Origin of the sequence: Thermosynechococcus sp. JY1331 (assembly GCF_031583475.1) — a bacterium.
GTDB lineage: Bacteria > Cyanobacteriota > Cyanobacteriia > Thermosynechococcales > Thermosynechococcaceae > Thermosynechococcus.
Map to the genome: position 1 here is coordinate 631954 of NZ_CP134180.1, position 22909 is coordinate 654862.

Genomic DNA, 22909 nt, shown 5'->3' on the forward strand with positions numbered 1-22909 from the left:
CCCCTATTTTAGGACAAGGTTCATATTGGGTTTGGAACTGAAAGATTCAGTTGCTCGTCACTTAAGGGCATGACTGCCAAAGCAAAGTTTAGGAGTGGGAGTTTGCGTTGATGTCCTTTCACCCCATGACATTCAGCCTGATTCTAGCGTGCGCGTTGACAGGTATCAGTCCAGTGCTGGCACAGACAGAGCCACCACCACGGGAAAACTTTAATCCCTTTGGGGTAGATAATCCAGTCCTCCAGCGGGCACGGAATTGGGCACGACAGGCAGCAGAGCGGGCGAATGGCGGGTTGAGTCGCTACCGCGCTGAAGCATCCATGTTTGGGCCTGCGAGTCAATCCCCCTACGTGGACAATGGTGATGGTACGTTTACCTTTCGCTTTCTAGGGGGGGCACCTGCGGAACCACCAACTATTGAAAGTATTGTCACGGTCAACCCCGACCCCAGCAATCCGATGATTCGCATTGACTACAATGGCCCTATTCAGTCGGTCGCTCCTCCCCCTCAGCTGTTGCCAGAAGTGCCACCCCCAAGCAATATGGGCAGTTTCTAGTGCTATCGGTGCATAGAGATTCGCCTATTCAGGAACTCGAAAATCTCTGGCACGCTGCCCCTCGTCAGGGGATCGCTGCTGCGCTATGATAACGGAAGCCCTGCTACCTCATAACTTCTAATAAATTTGTGTTTAGGAGAGTTTGCAATGACAACGGCTACCGCTACCCCTGAGTTGGACTACCATAGCGATCGCTACAAGGATGCCTACAGCCGCATCAACGCCATTGTCATTGAAGGTGAACAGGAAGCTCACGACAATTACATTGACCTAGCCAAGCTGCTGCCCGAGCACCAAGAAGAACTCACCCGCCTTGCCAAGATGGAAGCCCGCCACAGAAAGGGGTTTGAGGCCTGTGGTCGCAACCTGAGCGTGACCCCAGATATGGAATTTGCCAAGGCCTTCTTTGAAAAACTGCACGGTAACTTTCAAGCGGCACTCGCAGAGGGGAAAATTGCGACTTGCTTACTGATTCAAGCTTTAATCATCGAGTGCTTCGCGATCGCCGCCTACAACATCTACATCCCGATGGCAGATCCCTTTGCCCGCAAAATTACTGAAGGTGTGGTCAAAGATGAGTACAGCCACCTCAACTTTGGCGAAATCTGGTTAAAGGAAAACTTTGAGAGCGTCAAAGCCGAAGTTGAAGAAGCCAATCGCGCCAACCTGCCCTTGGTCTGGAAAATGCTCAACCAAGTGGAAGCAGATGCCAAAGTGCTTGGCATGGAAAAAGACGCCCTTGTGGAAGACTTCATGATTCAGTATAGTGGTGCCCTAGAAAATATCGGCTTTACCACCCGCGAAATTATGAAGATGTCGGTTTATGGCCTAACTGCGGCATAAGGGTGGCTTAACATATCGTTACATTTTAGTCACCGCACGCTTGTATGTTTGGATTAATTGGTCATCTGACGAATCTGGAGCACGCCCAAGCCGTTGCCCACCAGTTAGGCTATCCCGAATACGCCGATCAAGGCTTGGAATTTTGGTGTATGGCACCGCCGCAGATCGTCGATGAGATTACGGTGACAAGCGTCACGGGCAAAACTATCTATGGCAAATACGTCGAGTCCTGCTTCTTACCGGAAATGCTGGCCAACCAGCGGGTGAAGGCGGCGACTCGCAAAATCATTAACGCCATGGCCCATGCCCAAAAGCATGATATTGACATTACGGCGCTGGGGGGCTTCTCCTCGATCATCTTTGAGAACTTTGATCTGGAGAAAATGTCCCACGTTCGCAATATCGAGCTAGACTTTCGCCGCTTTACCACGGGGAATACCCACACCGCCTATATCATCTGCCAACAAATTGAGCAGGCGGCGCCCCAAGTGGGGATTGATTTGCGTCAGGCAACTGTGGCTGTCTGTGGGGCTACTGGGGATATTGGCAGTGCTGTCTGCCGTTGGTTGAATACCTGCTTGGATGTGCAGGATCTCTTACTGGTGGCACGAAATCGCGATCGCCTGCTAGATCTACAGGCGGAATTGGGACGGGGGAAAATTCTAGACTTAATGGATGCCCTGCCCCTTGCCGATATTGTGGTTTGGGTGGCCAGTATGCCCAAGGGCGTCGAGCTGAGCGTTGAGCAGTTAAAACGCCCCTCGCTGATGATTGATGGCGGCTACCCGAAAAATATGGGCACTAAAATTCAGCACCCGCAGATCCATGTTCTCAATGGTGGCATTGTCGAGCACGCCCTCGATATTGACTGGAAAATTATGGAAATTGTGAATATGGATGTGCCCTCACGGCAGATGTTTGCCTGTTTTGCGGAAGCCATGCTTTTGGAGTTTGAGGGCTGGCACACCAATTTCTCTTGGGGGCGCAATCAAATCACGGTGGAAAAGATGCAGCAAATTGGTGAGGTCTCCCGTAAACACGGATTTCAGCCCCTACTGTTGAACCCTCAGTAAAACCAAAAGGAACCCAATCGCCTATGGCAAACGAACGTCGCACGCTTCTGTTGGAGTTTGAAAAGCCCCTTGTGGAGCTAGAAGCCCAAATTCAGCAGGTGCGGGATAAGTCCTCGGAGTTTGGCGTTGATGTCTCGGAGCAAATCCGTGAATTGGAAGAGCGTGCCAAGCAACTGCGCTATGAAATTTTCAGTAAGCTGACGCCGGGGCAAACCCTGCAGGTGGCTCGTCATCCGCGCCGTCCCAGCACGCTGGATTACATCCAAGCCATTAGCGAAGAGTGGATTGAACTCCATGGCGATCGCCGAGGCAGCGATGATCCGGCCATTGTCGGTGGTATTGGTCGCCTCAATGGTCAACCCGTCGTGATGCTGGGGCAGCAAAAGGGTCGCGACACCAAGGATAATGTGGCTCGCAATTTTGGTATGGCCTCACCGGGGGGCTATCGCAAAGCCCTGCGTCTGATGGAGCACGCGAACCGTTTTCAGATGCCCATCCTCACCTTTATTGATACACCAGCGGCTTGGGCTGGGGTAGAGGCGGAGAAGTTTGGCCAAGGGGAAGCGATTGCCTACAATCTGCGGGAGATGTTTCGCTTTGAGGTGCCGATCATCTGTACCGTGATTGGTGAAGGTGGCTCAGGGGGAGCCTTGGCCATTGGTGTCGGCGATCGCCTGCTGATGTTTGAGCACGCCGTCTATAGTGTGGCGCCCCCAGAAGCCTGTGCCGCAATTCTCTGGCGCGATGCCCAAAAAGCGCCCCAAGCGGCGGAAGCCCTGAAAATTACGGCTCGCGACCTGCTGAAGCTGGGGATTATTGATGAAATTGTGCCCGAGCCTGTCGGCGCTGCCCATAGCAACCCCGTAGAAGCGGCGGAAAATCTCAAGGCGGCTCTCCTGCGAAATTTGGCGGCAGTGCAAGCCCTCAGCAGTAGTGAACGGCGGGAGTTGCGCTATCAGAAGTTTCGGCGCATGGGCGTCTTTAGTGAAGCGATATGACCCAACAAGTCTTAATCACGGGCGCCAGTAGTGGCATTGGGGCCGCCACGGCCATTGCCTTTGCCCAAGCGGGGTTTAATGTCGTGCTGTTGGGGCGATCGCCCGCCAAACTTGCTGCCGTTCATGCCCAAGTGGTGGCCTGTGGGGTTGAAGCCCATACCTTTAGCGTGGACTTTAGCGATCCTGAACCCCTGCGATCGCGCCTTGATGAGATTCTCGCTCGTGTTGGCGATGTCCATGTACTGGTGAATAATGCGGGGATGGCTAGGACTGCGCCCCTGATTGATCAACCCTTGGCGGACTGGCAGCAAATTCTTAACGTCAACCTCACCAGTGCCCTCATTTGCTCGCAAGCGGTACTGCCGCAACTGCGATCCCGCCAGTGCGGTACGATAGTAAATGTTGTTTCAATTGCTGGACGCCAAGTTTTTCCCGACTGGGGCGCCTACTGTGTCTCGAAGTTTGCCCTCATGGCCTTGACCAAAACGATGGCGGCTGAAGAACGCGCCCACGGTATCCGCGTGATTGCCATCTGTCCCGGCGCCGTTGATACCCCCATTTGGGAAGACGTAGCAGGAAACTTTGACCGCACGGGGATGTTAACCCCTGAACACGTTGCTAACACGATTTTGTACACGACTCAATTGCCGCAAACGGCTTTTGTGGAAGAGCTAGTGGTGATGCCCCTTGGCGGAACCCTCTAGGCTCCCTTTGTCCTTCACTTGTCACTCTTTCTATGACAACGTTCAATATGCCCGATTCGATCATCAACGGTAAAGCGACCACTCCGGCAATTCTGCCCGATCGCAACACCCACCAAGGCAAAGAAGCGATTCCCCACCCACCCCCCCCTGAGGTTGCCAAAGAAGAAATGATGGCCGCAGTGCGCACAATTCTACTCAATGTGGGTGAGGATCCCGATCGCGAGGGGTTACTGAAAACCCCCAAGCGGGTTGCTGAAGCGATGCAATTTCTCACCAGTGGCTATAGTCAATCCCTTGAAACCCTTGTCAACGGCGCGATTTTTGATGAAGGCCACGATGAAATGGTCTTAGTGCGCGACATTAACTTCTTTAGCCTCTGTGAGCATCACATGTTGCCTTTCATTGGCAAAGCCCATGTGGCCTATATCCCCAATCAGCGGGTGATCGGCCTGAGCAAATTGGCACGAATTGTCGAAATGTATGCGCGGCGGCTGCAAGTGCAGGAGCGCCTGACCCGTCAAGTGGCCGAAGCCATTGAAACCGTTCTCGATCCGAAGGGGGTGGCTGTGGTCATGGAAGCCAGCCATATGTGCATGGTGATGCGCGGTGTCCAAAAACCCGGCTCTTGGACGGTGACCAGTTCGATGCTGGGGGTTTTCCGTGAAGATCAAAAGACCCGTGAGGAGTTTCTGAATCTGATTCGTCATCAGCCGAATTTCTAGGACGTATCCTTGGGGGGCGATCGCTAGCCCCCGCAGTGGTTTTCAGAAACTTAGGTTAGGATGAGAAATAGTAGAATCCTCCTGAGATCATGGGGCAAACACTCTCCTTTTCCAGTCATCGCCAACGCTGGCAAACGCAGCCAAAATTCCTCAAGGTGGGGGTTGCCTATCTGCTGTGGTGCTTGAGCTTTGGGGGTTTCTGTGGCCTGCAACGCTTCTATGTCGGCCAGCCGATGATTGGCTTTTTGTACCTGATCACCTTTGGCTTTTGTGGCATTGGCCAATTCATTGATCTCTTTTTAATTCCGGGGATGGTAGATCACCGCAATACCTACCTGCGGGGGCGCTATCTGACCGCATGGGAACAAGCCGACCTCAGCCCCACGACGCCCATGCACCGCTTACTGCAAGTGGCTAAGGAACACGGTGGCGTCCTTTCTGCCGCCCAAGCCGCACTTTATACCCATTTTGATGCCCAAACCGTTGAGGAACTGCTCTTTGAAGCCCAACGCCTCGGCTACGCCACAGTATTTAACGATCCAGAAACGGGCGCAGTGCGCTATCGCTTTGATGTCTAGTTCATGCCACGGTTAGACCAGTTTCAACCCATTGGGGCGATCGCCACCACTGCCCAAGGGCTGGCTCAACTGCAACGCCTTGTTGACACGGGGATTCCCCTGAACATCTGGGTACCCAGCCATTTAGCATCCACTCACCCTAGGGTACAAACCTACGATCGCCCCCTTGCAGCCCATTTGCAGGAACACTGGTGCCACTATCGCGCTTGGATCTTTGCCCTAGCCTGCGGCGCGGTGGTGCGGTTAATCGCGCCCCTGTTGACCCACAAAAGACAGGATCCTGCGGTCTGCGTTCTGTCTGAGGATGGTCAATGGATCGTGAGTTTGCTAGGTAGTCATGGGGCTGGGGGCGATCGCCTGTGTCAAATGCTCAGCGCCGCCATTGGTGCAACACCCATTCTCACGGGAGCAAGTCATGCCCAAGGCTACTTTGCTGTGGATACGTGGGGGATGGCCTTGGGGTGGCAACGAGGCAGCGGCGACTGGAACGCGATCGCCCGCCAACAAGCTCAAGGAAAACCGCTGCAAGTGTATCAAACCTGCGGTAGCTCTTTGTGGCGCACGGCTCTTAGTTCAGATCACCCCCTTGAGTTTGTCAGCACCCCACCCCTAGAAAATGCGGTTTGGATTACCGAAAAAGCGTTGCCCGCCTCTTTGACTTCAGGTGTGGCTTGGCATCCACGGGTACTGTGGCTCGGCATTGGCTGTGAACGGGGAACATCGGCAGCCCTGATCCAGCAGGCCATTGATCATACCCTTGCCCAAGCCGGGTTAAGCCCGCTGGCGATCGCCGGCCTTGCCAGTATTGATCGCAAAGCCGATGAAGTGGGGTTATGTCAGGTGGCTGCGGCGCACCATTGGCCAAGCCGCTGGTTTTCCGCTCAAGAATTGGCGCCTGTTAGCGTACCCACCCCCTCAACCATTGTCGCCGCAGAAATGGGAACGCCCAGTGTGGCTGAAGCCGCAGCAGTGTTAGCCAGTGAGGGGGGGGGTTTAATTGTTCCTAAGCAGATTTACCGTCAAGGGGGTGAACCCGGTGCGGTGACGATCGCCATTGCCCAGTCTGAACGGGAATTCATTCCCCGCCAAGGTGCCTTGAGCCTGATTGGCACTGGTCCGGGAGCCTTGGATCAACTCACCCTCGCAGCCCGTTCTGCCCTTTTGGCCGCCGATATTCTCGTGGGCTATGGGCTTTACCTAGAATTGCTGGCCCCCCTGCGGCGACCGGGACAGATGGTTGCTGCCTATGCCATTACCCAAGAGCGACAACGCGCCAAAGATGCCATCGATCTAGCCCAGTGGGGACTCAATGTCGCCGTGGTCTCTTCTGGGGACTGTGGCATCTATGGCATGGCGGGTCTGGTGCTAGAGCTATTGGCAGAAGCGGGTATCAGCGATTTACCCGTAGAGGTGTTGCCGGGGGTGAGTGCCGTGAATGCTGCCGCTGCCCGCCTAGGGGCACCCCTGATGCATGACTTTTGTACCATTAGCCTCAGCGATCGCCTGACCCCTTGGCCAGTGATTGAGAAGCGCTTACGGGCGGCGGCTGAAGCCGATTTTGTGACCGCCCTTTATAATCCGCGTTCGCGCGATCGCCAGCAGCAATTGGTGGACGCCAAAGCCATTTTCTTAAAATATCGTTCACCGCAAACACCCGTGGCGATCGTCCGTGCCGCCTATCGCCCTGAGGAGCAGATCACCCTCACCACCCTTGGCGCCTTGAAACCGGAAACGGTGGATATGTTCAGCTTGGTGCTGATTGGCAATGCCAGTACCCGCCGCTTCCATGATTGGCTGATTACCCCTCGTGGCTATCTAGGAAAGGCATCCTAGAGCAAGCCGGCCTGACCCAGCAGACTAAAGCAAGCCCAGTTGACAATACTGAGGGCGATCGAGCCAAAAAAGGCGCTCCAAAAGCCATTGCGTAGTCTAAAGCCATCGACAAGGGCTGCTGCAAGGGCAAAAATGGCGGCATTGATAATCAGCGCAACCAAACCAAACGTCAGAAAAATAAAGGGGAATGCAAAGAATTTCAGGATAGCCCCCAACGTGGCATTCAAAAAGCCGAAGACAATCGCCGACCACAGCGCGGTTGTGAATTTATCAATTTCCACGCCCAAAAATGAGAGGCGCGACACAATAAACAAACTAATACTGGTCACAATCCAAGTAATGAGTAAACCCCACATACGCAGCTCCTCACCAGTTAAACAACAATCAAAAAGAAGGGCAGTACGGGTATCCCAAAAGTCACGCTAAGCCAGTAGCTGATCAAACTGAGGAGAAGGCTCAGGAGCAGTGAGAGACACAATGACCACAGCAAATGGGAGCCAAACTCCTGCAACCCTTGCCAAAAGGGATCAAAGGGCACGTCTAGGACATGGCCATTGGCAGACACCAGTACAGGGGCTTGAGACATCGCACCATCCTCTAGCAGCGTTGCCTTTATTTTAGGCCAGAGATGGGAAGGTCACGTTTTGAGACGCAAATTTTTGTAAATCATGTGTATTCAGAATCTGGGGCGATAATGGAGATAGAGCGCGATGCACTGAGGTGGGCATGGGACAAGGTTGGCAAGTGGGGCGTGTCTTTGGCATTCCCCTCTACATTGATCGGTCGTGGTTTCTGGTGATTCTGCTGTTTACCTTTCTCAATGGCAGTGACTGGCAAGCCACCTACCCGCAGTGGGGAGCACTGGCATGGGGAATGGGATTTGTCGTTTCCCTGCTGTTGTTTGCCTCAGTCTTGCTCCATGAATTGGGACACAGCTTGGTGGCACGTTCCCAAGGGATTACGGTGCGCTCGATTACCCTCTTTCTCTTTGGCGGCATGGCGGCCATTGAACGGGAATCCAATACCCCCGGTCAAGCTTTTCAGGTGGCGATCGCGGGGCCTTTGGTGAGTTTTGCCCTTTTTGCCCTGTTGCAAGGGGCAGCCGTGGTACTGCCGGGGGATCATCCCCTCCATGAACTGTTGCTCTATCTGGCCAATATCAACTTTGTCTTGGGGGTTTTTAACCTTCTGCCGGGACTTCCCCTCGATGGGGGTCAAGTGCTCAAGGCAACCGTTTGGAAATTGACAGGCAATCGCTTTCAGGGGATGCGTTGGGCGGCGAGATCGGGACAACTGTTGGGCTGGTTGGCCATTAGTTTTGGGCTGTTTGTGACCCTCCTTGGCAGTGGTAATGGCCTGTGGTTGGGACTGTTGGGTTGGTTTGCCCTGCAAAATGCGATACTCTACCACCGTCTCAGCCAGCTCCAAGAAACGCTGCTCACTCTAACGGCTGCCGAGGCCATGACACGGGATTTTCGCGTCATTGAGGGCACGCTCTCTCTGCGGGAGTTTGCCGATTGCTATCTCCTCCTAGCTGATCGCCAGCCCACAGCCTACTTTGTCGCCACCGATGGTCGCTACCGCGGTTATTTGGATCCCCAAGCCTTGAACCATGTGGAGCGCAGCCGCTGGGAAGTGACGCCAGTCGAAGAGTTAGCCGTCCCCCTGCGGGCGATCGCCACCGTCAAAGAATCAGACTCTCTCGCCAAGACGGTTTGCACCCTAGAGGAGCAGCAACAGCGCTTTGTTACGGTTTTAACCCCTGCCGATGCCGTGGCGGGCGTCATTGATCGCGGCGATGTCCTACTGGCTCTAGCCAAACGGTTGCACTGGCAACTGGGGAAACAGGACATTCAACGCCTCAAGCAAGAAAGGCACTATCCCCCTGAACTGCAATTATTGGAACTGGCAAAAACAGCGCTGCAATTTCAGGGGAGCGATCGCGGCACACCACTCGTTTCTCAAGTTCGCTAAGAATTTTAACAATGGCTACTGCAACGGCGATCGCTCGAGCAATCATCAACTTTCGGGATTTAGAGACCAAATTAGGTCTCGTTAAATCCACCAACCCTAACTTTTTTCCTGAGTGGCAATCGGAAACAGCACAGCTCAGCGATAGGGAAATAGAGGCATTAAACCGCTTATCCCAACGGTATTTACTCTACTTAGAAGAAAGTGAAGTGAGCGAGGGAACGCTAAACATTATCTTGCTATCCCCCTTACTAGACGCATTAGGCCTGTGTGACCCCCCCTATCGCATTCGCGGTGAAACATGGGTAGAAATCCAAACGGAAGTTGATAGTGAGGAGGGCAAAGTCAGCCTAGAGGGACGGATAGATGCGCTGACGATTCGGGACAACTTCTGGCTAGTCGTGATTGAAGGTAAACGGAGTGGCTTTAGTGTCTTACGGGCTGTGCCCCAAGCCCTTGCCTATATGTCTGCCTGTCCCGACCGCAATCTCCCTATTTTTGGCTTGGTGACGAATGGCTATGACTATCTTTTTGTGAAACTCATTGGCAATGAATTTGCGCTATCTCATAACTTTACTTTGCTTTCCGATAGCGATCGCAATCTCATCCGCGTCGCCCAGATACTCAAGCATTTAGTCCAGTACATCCCTGTTGCAAAGGACTTTAAGACACCAAAACCTTCAGATCAGATTAACTAACGCGCCCTGGAGGACTCGAACCCCCGACATCCGGTTTTGGAGACCGACGTTCTACCAACTGAACTAAGGACGCAAGGCTGTTTACAGAGGGCGATCAAACCGTGCTTTGATGCGCGAGGCTTTACCCACGAGGTTGCGCAGGTAATAGAGTTTGGCACGGCGGACTTTACCCCGCTGGATTACTTTTATACTATCAATTCGTGGCGAATGTAGCAAAAAGACGCGCTCAACGCCCACTCCTTGAAAGACACGGCGCACGGTAATGGTGCGGTTAATGCCCGTGTTGCGCATGGCAATCACATCCCCTTCGTAGGGTTGGACGCGCTCTTTACCGCCTTCTTGAATTTTGACACCAACCCGAACGCGATCGCCCACATGAATCACGGGCAAGTCAGTCTTCATTTGCTCCGCTTCAATCGAGCGAATAATGTCTTGGGCGTTCATGACAGTTCCTTAACTCGCAATCTCTTAGTATACCCTAAGCATTTAGACTTGTCTAGGCCAGTTTTTCATTTCTTGCTTTGCACATCGCCAAGGGTGTATCCCAAGCTCAGCAGCATCTGCCGCAGTAGGGGCAAGCTCAAGCCAATGACATTACTAGGAGTCCCGACAATTTTCTCGACAAAGGCACCACCTTGGCCATCGAGGGCAAAACAACCAGCACAGGCAAGGGGTTCACCAGAAGCGACGTAGGCAGCGATTTCGGCATCGCTAATATCGGCAAAAACCACTTGGGTGGACTCGACCTCAACACAGGTGCGCCCCTGTGCCAAGTCAATCAAGGCATGGCCTGTCAGCAATTCTCCCGTTTGACTGCGCATTTGTTGCCAGCGGGCGATCGCCACCTCTGGCGAGGCTGGTTTACCATAAATTTCTCCCCCTAGAACCAGCACAGAATCACAGCCCAAAATGAGGGCGGGGGGTGGGTAGGTTTGAGCCACTGTTTCTGCCTTACACCGTGCCAGTAATCGCACCAGTTCCGTGGGAGTAGTTGCCTGAATCACGGATTCATCAAAGTGACTGGGTTGAATAATGGGATCAATGCCAACCTGTCGCAGCAGTTGGCGGCGCGCCGGCGAGGCAGAGGCAAGAACAAAGGGCACCATAGGACTGCTTGCTAAGTAACCGATTCTTATGATCTCACATTGAAATTGTTAAACCTGCATGAGGTGTCCCATTGAGGGTTTATTATCTAGGTGTTGCGTCTGGAGCCAAACCAATGACCAGTGCGGCCTACACCTACACTCCCCCCGGCGGCCTCCCCCAAGATGCCTCGTTGCCCAATCACTTTTTGGCCTACAAAACCCTCCAGTCGCTGCCGGAAATTTGGCCTCTCCTAGCGCAACGCCATGGGGAGGTGGTTGCTGTTGATGCGCCCTACGAAGAGCCGGCCACTCGCATTACCTACAGTGAACTCTATCAACGCATTCAACGCTTTGCTGCTGGCCTACAAGCGCTGGGTGTCGCTGCCGGCGATCGCGTGGCCTTATTTGCTGACAATAGTCCCCGCTGGCTGATTGCCGATCAAGGCAGTATGATGGCCGGTGCCATTAATGTGGTGCGCAGTGGTACCGCAGAGGCCCAAGAACTGCTCTACATTCTCCGTGATAGTGGGGCAACCCTGCTGCTGATTGAAAACTTGGCCACCTTGCGCAAACTTCAAGAGGGTTTAGCAGAGACAGGGGTGGAAACTGTTGTGCTCTTAAGTGCAGAATCCCCAGAACTTGAGCATTTTCCCCTGCGGCTCTTGAATTTTGGTCAAGTCTTTACGGAAGGACAATATGGCACAGTGCGGGCAGTCGCCATTACCCCCGATGACTTGGCAACGCTGATGTACACCTCCGGTACCACAGGTCAACCCAAGGGCGTGATGGTCACCCATGGGGGGCTACTGAGTCAAATTGTCAATCTCTGGGCAATTGTGCAACCGCAGGTGGGCGATCGCATTCTCAGTATCTTGCCTATTTGGCATGCCTACGAACGGGTGGCCGAATACTTTCTCTTTGCCTGTGGTTGTAGCCAAACCTATACTAACCTCCGTCACTTCAAGAATGACTTAAAACGGTGTAAGCCCCACTACATGATTGCCGTACCTCGTATCTGGGAAGGCTTTTATGAAGGGGTGCAAAAGCAACTGCGCGATGCCCCGGCCACAAAGCGGCGTCTTGCCCAGTTTTTCCTCAGTGTTGGCCAGCAATATGTCCTGCAACGGCGACTGCTCACCGGCCTCAGCCTGACCAACTCCCATCCCAGTGGTTGGCAAAAATTGGTTGCCCGTCTGCAAACCTTTTTCCTCAAGCCTCTCTACGAACTGGGGGAGAAGCGTGTCTATCGCAAAATTCGTGAAGCCACGGGCGGTGAAATTAAACAGGTGATTAGTGGTGGCGGTGCCCTTGCCCCCCATTTGGACACATTCTATGAAGTCATCAACCTAGAAGTGCTAGTGGGCTATGGCCTCACAGAAACGGCTGTGGTACTGACCGCTCGCCGCTCTTGGGCAAATCTACGCGGCTCCGCCGGCCGTCCCATTCCCGATACCGCGATTAAGATTGTGGATCCCGAAACTAAAGCCCCCGTTGAGTTTGGCCAAAAAGGGCTGGTGATGGCCAAAGGTCCCCAAGTCATGCGGGGGTACTACAACAAACCCGAAGCCACCGCTAAAGTCCTCGATGCCGAAGGCTGGTTTGACACGGGCGACTTGGGCTACCTCACCCCCAATGGCGATCTGGTACTAACGGGGCGGCAGAAGGACACGATTGTTCTCAGCAACGGCGAAAATATTGAACCCCAGCCCATTGAGGATGCCTGTGTCCGCAGCCCCTACATTGACCAGATTATGCTGGTGGGTCAAGATCAAAAAGCCTTGGGTGCCTTGATTGTGCCTAATTTGGAAGCGCTGGAACAGTGGGTGGTTGCCAAGGGGTACCGCTTGGAGTTGCCAAACCGCCCAGCCCCAGCGGGCACGGGTGAACTGGTGACGCTGGAGAGCAAAGTGATTATTGATCTCTACCGCCAAGAACTGCTGCGGGAAGTGCAAAATCGCCCCGGCTATCGCCCAGATGATCGCATTGCCACATTTCGCTTTGTCCTCGAACCCTTTACGATAGAGAATGGTCTTTTGACCCAAACCCTAAAAATTTCGTCGTCATGTCGTGAGCGATCGCTACCGCGATATGATTAACGCCATGTTTGAGTAATCTCCATGACAGACCCTATGGATACTAAACTGCTCCTGCGGCGCCAGATTATGGTGAAAGCAATCGTCACTCCCGAGTGGAAAGACGATGCCCAAAGGCAGCTTCAGACACAACTAAATCAAGTGGATAGCCAAATTCAGCAGTTAGATTTTCAATTGCAGCAGGTGATTGAGGAACTGCGCAAAAGCACTGAAGCGCCAGACGTAATCAATGCCCGCATTCAAGAGGTTCAAGGGCAAGCCAACAATCAAAAGGCGCAACTGTTGCAGCAAAAAAATCTGATTCTGCAGCAACTCGATCAGGTACAGCGCCTCCAAATGGGTCAGGAAGTCGATCAAGGGCAGGTGGATAACTTCTTCTATGTCACTAAAGGAGACAACTTGATCCAAAAAATGCAGGTGGAGATTCTCCTGCGCAATGGCGTCATCGAAGAAATTCGCGGCACGCTCTAACTTTTACCTTTCATTTTTAGTGAATTTGACTCCCTCTCGATTGCCAACCAAGGATAGCAGCCTCTATGATTCGTGAACTGTTCATGCCCGCCCTCAGCTCCACCATGACCGAAGGCAAAATTGTCTCTTGGGTGAAATCTCCCGGCGATAAGGTGGCCAAAGGGGAAACTGTGCTGATTGTAGAATCCGACAAGGCCGATATGGATGTGGAGTCCTTCTACGACGGTTATTTGGCGGTGATTACCGTGCCTGCTGGCGAAGTGGCACCCGTCGGTTCCACCATTGGCCTTGTGGCAGAAACAGAAGCAGAAATTGCGGAAGCAGAGGCAAAGGCGAAGTCCCTTGGTAGCGGCACGAGTGCTGCGACTCCGACGACGACAACCGCGGCGGCCACCACGAATGGCTCCGCAACGGCTCCTGTGGCAGTGGCTTCTCCCACCAGTGCTGTCGCTGCAACTACTGGGCGAGTGATTGCTTCCCCCCGTGCCCGCAAATTGGCCAAGGAACACAAAATTGATTTGCAGACGCTCAAGGGAACGGGCCCCAATGGTCGGATTACCGCCGCTGATGTGGAAGCCTTGATTGGTGCGCCTGCAACTCCCGTTACACCAGTAGCGACACCCCCTGTCCCCACAGCCCCCCCTGCGACTGCCCCGGTCGTCGCCAAAGAGGATCTGGTGCCCCTGACAACGCTACAAAATGCCGTTGTGCGGAATATGGTGGCCAGCCTTGGCATTCCCGACTTCCATGTGGCCTACACGATTACAACGGATGCGTTGGATCGGCTGTACCAGCAAATCAAGTCAAAAGGGGTGACAATGACGGCGCTCCTTGCCAAGGCGATCGCCCTGACGCTGCAAAAACACCCGATCATGAATGCCTATTACACAGAGCAAGGGATTCAATACCGCCGCGACATTAACATTGCTGTGGCTGTGGCGATGCCGGGAGGGGGGCTGATTACACCGGTGTTGAAGAACGCTGATCAAATTGACATCTACAGCCTCTCGCGCACTTGGAAAGACTTGGTGGAGCGGGCGCGCGCCAAGCAACTGCAACCTGAGGAGTACAGCACAGGTACCTTTAGTCTCTCCAATTTAGGCATGTTCGGGGTTGACTTCTTCGACGCCATTCTCACCCCCGGTCAAGGAGCCATTATGGCGGTGGGGGCGTCGCGTCCAACGGTGGTTGCCACCGAGGATGGCCTGCTGGGGGTGAAACGGCAGATGAAGGTGAATATCACCTGTGATCACCGTGTGATCTATGGTGCCGATGCTGCCGCTTTCCTTCAGGATTTGGCGAAACTGATTGAAACCAATCCCCAAGCCCTGACGCTCTAAACTGTGACTGCCCTGCTGGAAATCAGGGATCTCCATTTTGGCTATGGGGCAACCCCCTCACTACTCCAAGGGATTGATCTCACGGTGCAGGGGAGCGATCGCCTAGGCATCATGGGGGACAATGGTTCTGGCAAAACCACACTTCTGCTGCTCTGTGCGGCTGTTCTTGCGCCACAGCGGGGAACGATCACCTGCTTGGGACAGTCAGTGGTGGCTGGACAGTTTCAACCGGCGGTGGGGGTCGTGCTGCAACATCCAGCGGATCAGTTAATTGGGGCTACCGTGGCCGAGGATGTCGCCTTTGGCCCTGAAAACTTGGGCTGTCCGACCGCAGAAGTGCAGCAGCGAGTTGACCAAGCCTTGGTCAAGACAGGAACCAGTCACTTGGCCAATCGCATGCCCCATCAACTGTCGGGCGGCGAACAACGCATGGTGGCGATCGCGGGCATTTTAGCCATGCAGCCCCAGTTGATTCTCTATGATGAACCCACGGCCTTTTTGGATCAGCGAAGTTGTGGCACGTTGATCGAGTTTTTGCAGGCGGATACCACCCCCGGTCTCATCGTCAGTCATGACCCTGCATTTTTACGCAGAGTCTGTACTCAGATTTTTCTCCTAGAGTCAGGACATCTCCGTCCACTGGCGTTGTAAGCTATGCTGCATCGTCGCGTTTGGCTGTTATTTTTTCTCTTCTGTTGGAGTTTGTGTTGGACGATTTGGCCAGTACAGGCAAAAAACTCAACGCTGATTCGCGGCGTCTGGCTGACAACCAATGATTTACCGATCCTGCGCGATCGCCCGCGGTTGGAGGCAACCCTCAATGATTTACAGCGGTTGAACTTCAACACTCTCTATCCCGTTGTTTGGAACTCTGGCTATGTCAGTTTCCCCAGTGCCACGGCCAAGAATCTGGGCATCCAACCCTTTGTCCTGCGGGGAATCCAAGACTACGACATTCTCGGAGAACTCACCCAGCAGGCGCACTGCCGTAATCTCTTGGTCATTCCTTGGTTTGAATTTGGCTTCATGGTGCCAGAAACCTCAGAACTCGCCCTTGGCCATCCAGACTGGCTTACCCAAGGGGTCAATGGTCAAACCACTCGCTTAACGGCGGCCGGGGAAGTGGCGTGGCTCAATCCCTTTCATCCGCAGGTACAAGCCTTTCTCACTAGTATTGTCCTTGAGGTGCTGCGGCAGTATCCCGTGGATGGTGTACAGTTTGATGACCACCTCAGCCTGCCCGTGGAGTTTGGCTATGATGACTACACCCGTGCCCTCTATCAGCAGGAAACCCAAAACCCCGTTCCCGATAATCCCCGTGATCCCGACTGGATGCGCTGGCGTGCCGACAAACTCACCGCCTTTGTGCAAACGTTGCGGCAGCAGGTCAAACAAGAATTTCCCAATGCCATTTTTTCCGTCTCACCGACCACATTGCCCACCGCCTACCAGACATTTCTCCAAGATTGGCCGCAGTGGGTCGCCCTCGGACTCCTCGATGAAGTGATTGTACAAGTCTATCGCTACAATCTTGCCAGCTTTGTACAGCAGTTGACTCAGCCGGAGATGCTCCACGCCCAAGCCAAAATTCCCACCGCCGTTGGTGTCCTTACAGGGCTACGTACCAACCCTGTGCCCATCGAACTGGTGGATGCTAAGGTAGAAGCCGCGCTGCGATCAGGGTTAGGGGTGTCCTTTTTCTCCTTTGAGACGTTATGGGGGCGTGGTCCTGAACCGCGCGATCGCCGCCAAAATACACTTCGCTTCCATTTTCGCCAGCCCCTGCCAAGGCGATTGTTTGCTCAAGCCTGTCCAACTCCCTAGAGCTTACTGCCGCACTCTGGACAAAAGCGATGGGTCGAAATTGTCTTTGCCCCACAGTTGGCGCAGTAGATCAATTCGGCAGCCTTTTCCAGCACCTTCCGTTCCGGCAGCCCCAGCATTTGGGAGTTGGCCTTGCCGGGGGCCACCATCGGGTAGCAATTTTCATCGCGGGTGACATGGGCATCCAGTAGCACGGGGCCATCGTAGGCCAAAACCTCTTGGACAATTGCATCCAAATCGTGGCGATCGCTCACCCGCAACCCCTTAACCCCGTAGGCCTCCGCCAATTTCACAAAATCGGGCATCCCCTTGGCCATATTGGAATGGGAATAACGCTCCTCGTAAAAGGCTTGCTGCCACTGGCGCACCATTCCCTGCCAAAAATTGTTAATAATCACCGTCTTGACAGCAATACCGTACTGAGCCAATGTGGCCAACTCTTGGGAATTCATTTGAAAACTGGCATCGCCACTAATACAGATCACCTGTTGATCGGGTAGTGCCACCTTCACCCCCATTGCTGCGGGCATGCCAAAGCCCATCGTGCCCAAGCCAGCACTGGAGATCCAACGCCGAGGGCCATTTTTCAGGAATTGCGCTGCCCACATCTGGTGCTGACCCACATCAGTCGTGTAGTAGGCATCAGGCGCATGGCGGCCAAAGGCAACAATCACCTCTTGGGGTGAGAGTTCACCACTGGGCTGCGGCACGACAAGGGGATAGTCCTCTTTCCAGACCTTGATGCGCTCGAGCCACGCTTGGGTGACGGGTTCAATGGCTTCACCACTGTCTTCAATGTGCTTGAGGAGTTGCTGCAGCACCGGTTTAACGCTGCCAACAATCGGCACATCCGGCACGCGGTTTTTGCCCACCTCGGCAGGATCAATGTCAATGTGAATCACCTTAGCGCGGGAGGCAAATTCATCCAGCTTACCGGTGACGCGATCGTCAAACCGCGCCCCCACGGCAATTAATAGATCACACTCACTGACGGCAAAGTTGGCATAGGCGGTGCCATGCATCCCCAACATACCCACGGAGAGGGGATGGGACTCAGGAAACGCCCCCTTGCCCATCAGGGTTGTTGTCACCGGAATCTGGAATAGCTCGGCTAACCTGAGCACCTCCTCGTGAGCACCCGCTGTAATTGCACCGCCGCCCACATAGAGCAAGGGTCGCTTGGCCTCACGAATCAGTTGAACCGCTTGGGCAATTTGGCGGACATTGCCGCGAATCGTGGGACGATAGCCCCTTAGCTTGACTTGCCCCGGCTCGATCGGTTCATACTCACAGACTTCTAGGCCGACATCCTTGGGAATATCCACAAGCACAGGCCCTGGCCGACCGGTGGTGGCAATGTAAATGGCTTCAGCAACAATCCGTGCCATGTCCTTGGCTTCGCGCACGACGTAGGAGTGCTTGACAATCGGCAGCGTAATGCCAAAGATATCCGTTTCCTGAAAGGCATCGGTACCAATGGCGGAGCGAGGCACCTGACCGGTAATCACCAGCAGCGGAATGGAATCCATGTGGGCTGTGGCAATGCCTGTCACTAAGTTCGTCGCCCCCGGCCCTGAAGTACCAAAACACACCCCCACTTGACCTGTGGCACGAGCGTAGCCGTCAGCGGCATGGGCTGCCCCCTGTTCGTGGCGTACCAGAATGTGCTGAATGATTCCCTTTGACTCAGCACGGTACAGTTCATCATAAATCGGTAAGATTGCGCCACCAGGATAGCCAAAAATATGCTTAACGCCGTGACGGCATAGGGTATCAATAAGAATGTATGCTCCAGTTGCTTGCACAGGCCAACCTCGTCAGGCAGTGGTGGTAGATGTTTCTAAATTCTAATTTTTCAATTAGGGTCTCGGCAAGAGCGCAAAGGCTTGAAAGCATTGAATTCTTGGCCTTAAACTCCTCGATGCTTAACATATCTTTACAATTAGTAGCTGCCTCTCCTTGCTGAAAGAACGCTGTTGATTTAGTTAGGTAAAATGCGCATTAAGGTTTGGCCATACTCAATTGGTTCAGCATTTTGCACCAAAATTTCCACCACTTGGCCATTAACTTCGGCTTCAATTTCATTCATCAGCTTCATGGCTTCAATGATGCAAACCACTTGGCCTTTTTTGACTGTATCGCCCACTTCGACAAAAGGGGGTTCATCGGGAGCAGGGGCACGATAAAAGGTACCTACCATTGGCGCCACAATATCCACGGTTTTACGGTTGGCGGGAGGTGGCGTTGGTTCCGGATCGGGGGTAACGGCTGGAGGGGGCACAGGGGTGGGCGTGACGGTTGATGCAGGAGCTGGAGCCACAACCACGGGGGTGCTGCCACTGATCTGCTCACGCTTGCGGAGTTGAAGTTCCAGTTCGCCACTCTTAAGGTTGAGTTCGGTGACGCTGGTTTGGTCAAACATTAGTAGCAGTTCGCGTACTTGGTTGAGGTCAAGCTCCACACCCATTACTCCTATTCGCGGCCAAGATACGTATCTGAGCGAGTATCAATGCGAATCCGCTCGCCGACAGAGATAAATAACGGTACCATGACTTGGGCACCGGTTTCGACAATGGCGGGTTTCGATCCACCAGTGGCAGTATCCCCTTTAACCCCCGGATCGGTTTGCACCACTTCTAAAACAACGGAGTTGGGTAGCTCCACCTCAAGGACTTGCTCACCCCATTTGACAATATTGACTTCCATGCCTTCTTTGAGATACTTGGCGCGATCGCCCATTTGTGCGGGCGTGAGGCGAGCCTCTTCATAGCTTTCCATGTCCATAAAGACATAGTCTTCGCCATCTTTGTAGGTATGCTGCATGGTGCGTTTTTCAAGGGTGGCTTGGGGAACGGTCTCGCCGGCGCGGAAGGTGCGCTCAATCACGTTGCCCGTTTGCACATTCTTCAATTTTGTGCGCACAAAGGCTGAGCCTTTACCGGGTTTGACGTGCAAAAATTCGACGACTCGCCAGACGGCACCATCCAGCTCAATACTTACACCGGGGCGAAAATCATTACTGGAAATCATGTCCTACCGTGCAGTTCACCAAGCTATTATTGTATCCTTGAGCGTTGCCCTTCCTAAACATTGTTCAGCAGATTTCCCTAGAGTCAGATCCATTGCCATCCCTTGCAATTCCCAAAGGGCGATCGCCCATGGGGATGATAAACTGAAGCTGTTAATCTCATTCATGATCCAAGGACACTAACAATGGCTGCAACCCTTGAACTCAGTCAAGAAAACGTCGAAAAAGTCCTTGATGAGCTCCGTCCTTACCTGATGGCCGATGGCGGTAATGTGGAATTGGTGGAAATCGAAGGGCCGGTGGTACGGCTGCGCTTACAGGGTGCCTGTGGTGCTTGTCCCAGTTCGACGATGACACTGCGCATGGGTATTGAGCGCAAGTTAAAAGAAGCGATTCCAGAGATTGCTGAAGTCCAACAGGTTCTTTAATCTCGCTGGCTGCTGGGGAGAGATAGAACGTGGCGATCGCGATCCAGTTAACGCCAGATCAGATTGATCGTCTCGATTTATCTCCCCTGCAACAAGTCCTTGCTCCTCTGATTGCAGAGCGGCGGCTTTTAGAGCATCACCAAGCGCTGCGTTTTCTTATTGATTATCCTCGGCCAGCGGATGAACCTGATCTAGAGCTTTCGGAATTGCCAGCTGTGCGCCTTTGGTTCATTCGTGCTGATGTCTGCTACCCATGGTTGCCCTATTTACTGGATTGGTCAGCAGGTGAGTTGGTGCGCTATGGGGCAATGCTGGTGCCCCACGAATTTCATCCGCAGCAGGGTATTATCTTCAACCCCCAAGCCCTTGATATTTTTGTGATGGCCAAGGTCTTTACCCTTTGGCAATGGCTTCAGGGACAGGGCTATCCTGCTGCTGAAAAAATTAAAGGCATGGCAGCGATGTTTGGCTATGAGCTAGATACGGCTCTTTTTGACCTCCTTGAGTTTTGAAGGCTCCCTAGCGCTATGGCGGTCATCGCACTGGGGATTGATTTTGGTACCTCGGGAGCGCGGGCGATCGCCATCGATCCTGAAGGCAAGATTCTCGCCACTGCCCGTCGTCCGTTGCACCAGCCCGATCGCCCCCAAGAATGGGCGGCAACTCTGCGGGCGTTGATTTTAGATATTCCAAGCGCTATCCGTCAGCAAATTCAGCGGATTGCTATTGATGCCACCTCTAGCACCGTTTTCCTCTGTGATGCTCAGGGGCAGCCCTGCTCACCCGTTCTCCTCTACAACGACGATCGCGCCCAAGATCAGGTTCAAACGCTGCGGCAGATTTTAACCACGGATCACCTAGTCCTGAGTGCCACCAGTAGTCTCGTTAAGCTGTTGTGGCTCCAGACCCACTACCCCACGGTCAACGCTGTTTTGGTACACCAAGCGGATTGGCTGGCCTTTTTGCTCCATGGTCAACTGGGCATTTCCGACTGGCACAATGCCCTGAAGTTGGGCTATGACCCGGCAAAGGAAGCTTACCCCGACTGGTTCAGCCACCCCACGCTTGCGTCCTTGCAGCCCCTGCTCCCTAAGGTCATTCCCCCCGGTACAGTTCTGGGAAAGGTCACAGCCACCGATTTAGGCTTGTCTCCAAAGTGTGAGGTGTGTGCCGGTACCACCGATAGCATTGCCGCCTTTTTAGCGAGTGGTGCCTCGGAGGTGGGTGAGGCGGTGACATCTTTGGGGTCAACCCTTGTGCTCAAGCTCTTGAGTGCCTCTAGGGTAGAGGATTTGGCAGCAGGTATCTACAGTCATCGCTTGGGCGATCGCAGCTCGCGCGCCGTAGGCGATCGCTGGCTAGTCGGGGGTGCCTCCAACTGTGGCGCCGCAATTTTAGCCCAGTTTTTCACCCCAGCGGAACTAGAGCGCCTCAGTGTCCAAATAGATGTCAATCAACCCACGGGCTTAGACTACTATCCCCTCTTGAAGCGCGGCGAACGCTTTCCCATCAACGATCCGCATCTTGAACCGCGCCTAGAACCCCGACCCGACGACCCTCGCCTCTTGTTGCAGGGACTCCTCGAAAGTCTCAGCCGCATTGAAGCCCAAGGCTATCAACAATTACAACGTCTGGGTGCCTCGCCCTTGAAACGGGTCTGGACGGCGGGGGGCGGTGCCCGTAATCCCGCATGGTTAGCCCTCCGCCAGCAATACCTAGGGGTTCCCGTGGCCGTTTCACCTCAAACAGAGGCCGCCTATGGAACAGCTCGTCTCGCTCAATCATAAAGTTATGTTTGTTTTTTGATAAATTACAACCCTTTTCTTAATTATTTGACAAAGATTGGATACATATAGCCATTTCGAAAGGAGATGAGATATTTTCAAGAAGGATAGGTTATACTCAAAGCGTCATGAATGTTACTCAAGAATATGAGCTATAGCTTGGACTGACGAGAGCGGGTTGTCTCCTATATCAAGCAAGGTGGCAAAATCAGTGAAGCGACTCAAAGCATCCCGATGACCGTTTAATCGACCGTGCCCAGCGATTTGGCGTCTAAGTTTCCACCATTAGTTACGCCCTCGACCAAATGGGCATCACCCGAAAAAAAACAGATACGTTACCAAGAACGGTGTGAAGAAGAGCGACAAGCGTATCAACAGCAGCTCGACATATGAGTAGAGAGCCATGGGGAGGAAACGGTGGTGTCTATCGATGAGAGGGGGTTTGACTCTCAAGTGGAGTCTGAGTATGGGTGGTCAGCGCGAGGCCAACGAATTGATGGAGAGTGAGTGGGGAGGCGTCAGAAAAGAGAGAGTTGAGTCGCAGGACGGTATAGATACCAGAAAGACTTCATCGCCCCAATGCTGTTTTCAGGATATTTGAATGCGTTAGGGTTTGTGAGTTGGCTGAGTCAGTACTGTTTGCCGACGTTAAAGAGACCGTCGTTGTTGATGATGGATAATGCACCGATTCATCCAAAAGGGGCGATTCAGGCAGTGGTGAAAGCGGCGGGTCACGAGGTGTTATTTTTACCGAAATACTCTCCTGATTTGAATGTGATTGAGCACGACTTCAGTGCGCTGAAGCGAGCGCGGATGTATGCAGGGTCAAACAGTTCGATTGATGAAGTGATTCGCAAGTATTGTGCTGGATGATGTCTC

24 protein-coding genes, 1 tRNA gene and 2 pseudogenes are annotated in these 22909 nt (G+C 53.5%); 19 read left to right on the top strand and 8 right to left on the bottom strand.

All coding sequences use genetic code 11. The features are described 5' to 3' along the window. Positions 1 to 110 precede the first annotated feature (110 nt). From RHJ31_RS02920 to cobJ, 8 genes are all read left to right on the top strand, one after another. A complete protein-coding gene (locus RHJ31_RS02920; RefSeq protein ID WP_302677310.1) occupies positions 111 to 557 on the top strand; it encodes a hypothetical protein in 447 nt (148 codons plus the stop codon). A gap of 147 nt (positions 558 to 704) precedes the next feature. Further along, positions 705 to 1400 (top strand): aldehyde oxygenase (deformylating), encoded by a 696-nt coding sequence (locus RHJ31_RS02925; RefSeq protein WP_149820418.1) that lies wholly within the window; start codon positions 705 to 707, stop codon positions 1398 to 1400. A 44-nt stretch (positions 1401 to 1444) separates the two neighbouring features. After that, positions 1445 to 2473, top strand: coding sequence for a long-chain acyl-[acyl-carrier-protein] reductase (locus tag RHJ31_RS02930; RefSeq protein ID WP_302677311.1), 1029 nt, complete (start codon positions 1445 to 1447; stop codon positions 2471 to 2473). A 23-nt stretch (positions 2474 to 2496) separates the two neighbouring features. Beyond that, on the top strand, positions 2497 to 3471 hold the full coding sequence (locus RHJ31_RS02935) for an acetyl-CoA carboxylase carboxyltransferase subunit alpha (RefSeq protein ID WP_206201000.1): 975 nt from the start codon (positions 2497 to 2499) through the stop codon (positions 3469 to 3471). Continuing rightward, complete coding sequence (locus RHJ31_RS02940; RefSeq protein WP_206201001.1) at positions 3468 to 4175, top strand: SDR family oxidoreductase; 708 nt, start codon at positions 3468 to 3470, stop codon at positions 4173 to 4175. The genes RHJ31_RS02935 and RHJ31_RS02940 overlap by 4 nt, the downstream gene beginning before the upstream one ends. A 47-nt stretch (positions 4176 to 4222) precedes the next feature. Then, positions 4223 to 4897 carry a GTP cyclohydrolase I FolE gene (gene folE, locus RHJ31_RS02945; RefSeq protein ID WP_225901689.1) on the top strand — a complete coding sequence of 225 codons (675 nt, stop codon included), beginning with the start codon at positions 4223 to 4225 and terminating at the stop codon, positions 4895 to 4897. An 89-nt stretch (positions 4898 to 4986) separates the two neighbouring features. Beyond that, positions 4987 to 5475, top strand: coding sequence for a TM2 domain-containing protein (locus RHJ31_RS02950; protein ID WP_302677312.1), 489 nt, complete (start codon positions 4987 to 4989; stop codon positions 5473 to 5475). A gap of 3 nt (positions 5476 to 5478) precedes the next feature. Continuing rightward, on the top strand, positions 5479 to 7308 hold the full coding sequence (gene cobJ / locus RHJ31_RS02955; protein WP_302677313.1) for a precorrin-3B C(17)-methyltransferase: 1830 nt from the start codon (positions 5479 to 5481) through the stop codon (positions 7306 to 7308). Here cobJ and RHJ31_RS02960 read toward each other — a convergent pair. Both RHJ31_RS02960 and RHJ31_RS02965 read right to left on the bottom strand, forming a co-directional pair. Then, entirely contained in the window at positions 7305 to 7664 is a 360-nt protein-coding gene (locus RHJ31_RS02960) for a phage holin family protein (RefSeq protein WP_206201004.1), read from the bottom strand. The two genes, cobJ and RHJ31_RS02960, sit on opposite strands and share 4 nt — an antisense overlap. 17 nt (positions 7665 to 7681) lie before the next feature. Beyond that, positions 7682 to 7894 (bottom strand): hypothetical protein, encoded by a 213-nt coding sequence (locus tag RHJ31_RS02965; RefSeq protein ID WP_302677314.1) that lies wholly within the window; start codon positions 7892 to 7894, stop codon positions 7682 to 7684. 140 nt (positions 7895 to 8034) lie between these two features. Between RHJ31_RS02965 and RHJ31_RS02970 the strand changes: the two genes are divergently transcribed. Beyond that, positions 8035 to 9282 (top strand): site-2 protease family protein, encoded by a 1248-nt coding sequence (locus RHJ31_RS02970; RefSeq protein ID WP_302677315.1) that lies wholly within the window; start codon positions 8035 to 8037, stop codon positions 9280 to 9282. 11 nt (positions 9283 to 9293) lie between these two features. Then, a complete protein-coding gene (locus tag RHJ31_RS02975) occupies positions 9294 to 9977 on the top strand; it encodes a type I restriction endonuclease subunit R (RefSeq protein WP_206201007.1) in 684 nt (227 codons plus the stop codon). Here the strand turns inward: RHJ31_RS02975 and RHJ31_RS02980 are convergent. From RHJ31_RS02980 to RHJ31_RS02990, 3 genes are all read right to left on the bottom strand, one after another. Then, positions 9978 to 10050: transfer RNA gene (locus RHJ31_RS02980), tRNA-Trp, on the bottom strand. A gap of 8 nt (positions 10051 to 10058) precedes the next feature. After that, the gene (gene rplS / locus RHJ31_RS02985; protein ID WP_302677316.1) at positions 10059 to 10421 is read right to left on the bottom strand and encodes a 50S ribosomal protein L19; all 363 of its coding nucleotides are present in this window, start codon (positions 10419 to 10421) and stop codon (positions 10059 to 10061) included. Between the two features lie 65 nt (positions 10422 to 10486). After that, positions 10487 to 11083 (bottom strand): nucleoside triphosphate pyrophosphatase, encoded by a 597-nt coding sequence (locus tag RHJ31_RS02990; protein ID WP_302677317.1) that lies wholly within the window; start codon positions 11081 to 11083, stop codon positions 10487 to 10489. Positions 11084 to 11196: 113 nt separating this feature from the next. Here RHJ31_RS02990 and RHJ31_RS02995 point away from each other — a divergent pair. From RHJ31_RS02995 to RHJ31_RS03015, 5 genes and pseudogenes are all read left to right on the top strand, one after another. After that, positions 11197 to 13174 (top strand): annotated as a pseudogene (locus tag RHJ31_RS02995) (long-chain fatty acid--CoA ligase). Positions 13175 to 13179: 5 nt separating this feature from the next. Further along, positions 13180 to 13626, top strand: coding sequence for a YlqD family protein (locus tag RHJ31_RS03000; RefSeq protein WP_399375675.1), 447 nt, complete (start codon positions 13180 to 13182; stop codon positions 13624 to 13626). A gap of 65 nt (positions 13627 to 13691) precedes the next feature. Further along, a complete protein-coding gene (locus RHJ31_RS03005; RefSeq protein ID WP_302677320.1) occupies positions 13692 to 14966 on the top strand; it encodes a dihydrolipoamide acetyltransferase family protein in 1275 nt (424 codons plus the stop codon). A gap of 3 nt (positions 14967 to 14969) precedes the next feature. After that, entirely contained in the window at positions 14970 to 15617 is a 648-nt protein-coding gene (locus tag RHJ31_RS03010) for an energy-coupling factor ABC transporter ATP-binding protein (protein ID WP_302677321.1), read from the top strand. A 3-nt stretch (positions 15618 to 15620) separates the two neighbouring features. After that, entirely contained in the window at positions 15621 to 16790 is a 1170-nt protein-coding gene (locus RHJ31_RS03015; protein ID WP_302677322.1) for a glycoside hydrolase family 10 protein, read from the top strand. On the opposite strand, the gene ilvB is transcribed toward RHJ31_RS03015, so the two are convergent. From ilvB to efp, 3 genes are all read right to left on the bottom strand, one after another. Further along, positions 16787 to 18595 carry a biosynthetic-type acetolactate synthase large subunit gene (gene ilvB / locus RHJ31_RS03020; protein ID WP_302677323.1) on the bottom strand — a complete coding sequence of 603 codons (1809 nt, stop codon included), beginning with the start codon at positions 18593 to 18595 and terminating at the stop codon, positions 16787 to 16789. The two genes, RHJ31_RS03015 and ilvB, sit on opposite strands and share 4 nt — an antisense overlap. Before the next feature lie 176 nt (positions 18596 to 18771). Beyond that, positions 18772 to 19251 carry an acetyl-CoA carboxylase biotin carboxyl carrier protein gene (gene accB, locus RHJ31_RS03025; protein WP_302677324.1) on the bottom strand — a complete coding sequence of 160 codons (480 nt, stop codon included), beginning with the start codon at positions 19249 to 19251 and terminating at the stop codon, positions 18772 to 18774. Between the two features lie 11 nt (positions 19252 to 19262). Next, positions 19263 to 19820 carry an elongation factor P gene (gene efp / locus RHJ31_RS03030; protein ID WP_149820380.1) on the bottom strand — a complete coding sequence of 186 codons (558 nt, stop codon included), beginning with the start codon at positions 19818 to 19820 and terminating at the stop codon, positions 19263 to 19265. A gap of 183 nt (positions 19821 to 20003) precedes the next feature. Between efp and RHJ31_RS03035 the strand changes: the two genes are divergently transcribed. The 4 genes and pseudogenes from RHJ31_RS03035 (at position 20004) to RHJ31_RS03050 (ending at position 22903) form a co-directional block, all read left to right on the top strand. After that, the gene (locus RHJ31_RS03035) at positions 20004 to 20246 is read left to right on the top strand and encodes a NifU family protein (RefSeq protein WP_206201015.1); all 243 of its coding nucleotides are present in this window, start codon (positions 20004 to 20006) and stop codon (positions 20244 to 20246) included. Positions 20247 to 20275: 29 nt separating this feature from the next. Further along, the gene (locus RHJ31_RS03040) at positions 20276 to 20758 is read left to right on the top strand and encodes a CRR6 family NdhI maturation factor (RefSeq protein ID WP_206201016.1); all 483 of its coding nucleotides are present in this window, start codon (positions 20276 to 20278) and stop codon (positions 20756 to 20758) included. A 15-nt stretch (positions 20759 to 20773) separates the two neighbouring features. Further along, positions 20774 to 22033, top strand: coding sequence for an FGGY-family carbohydrate kinase (locus tag RHJ31_RS03045; protein WP_302677325.1), 1260 nt, complete (start codon positions 20774 to 20776; stop codon positions 22031 to 22033). A gap of 186 nt (positions 22034 to 22219) precedes the next feature. Then, positions 22220 to 22903 (top strand): annotated as a pseudogene (locus tag RHJ31_RS03050) (IS630 family transposase). Positions 22904 to 22909: the final 6 nt, after the last annotated feature.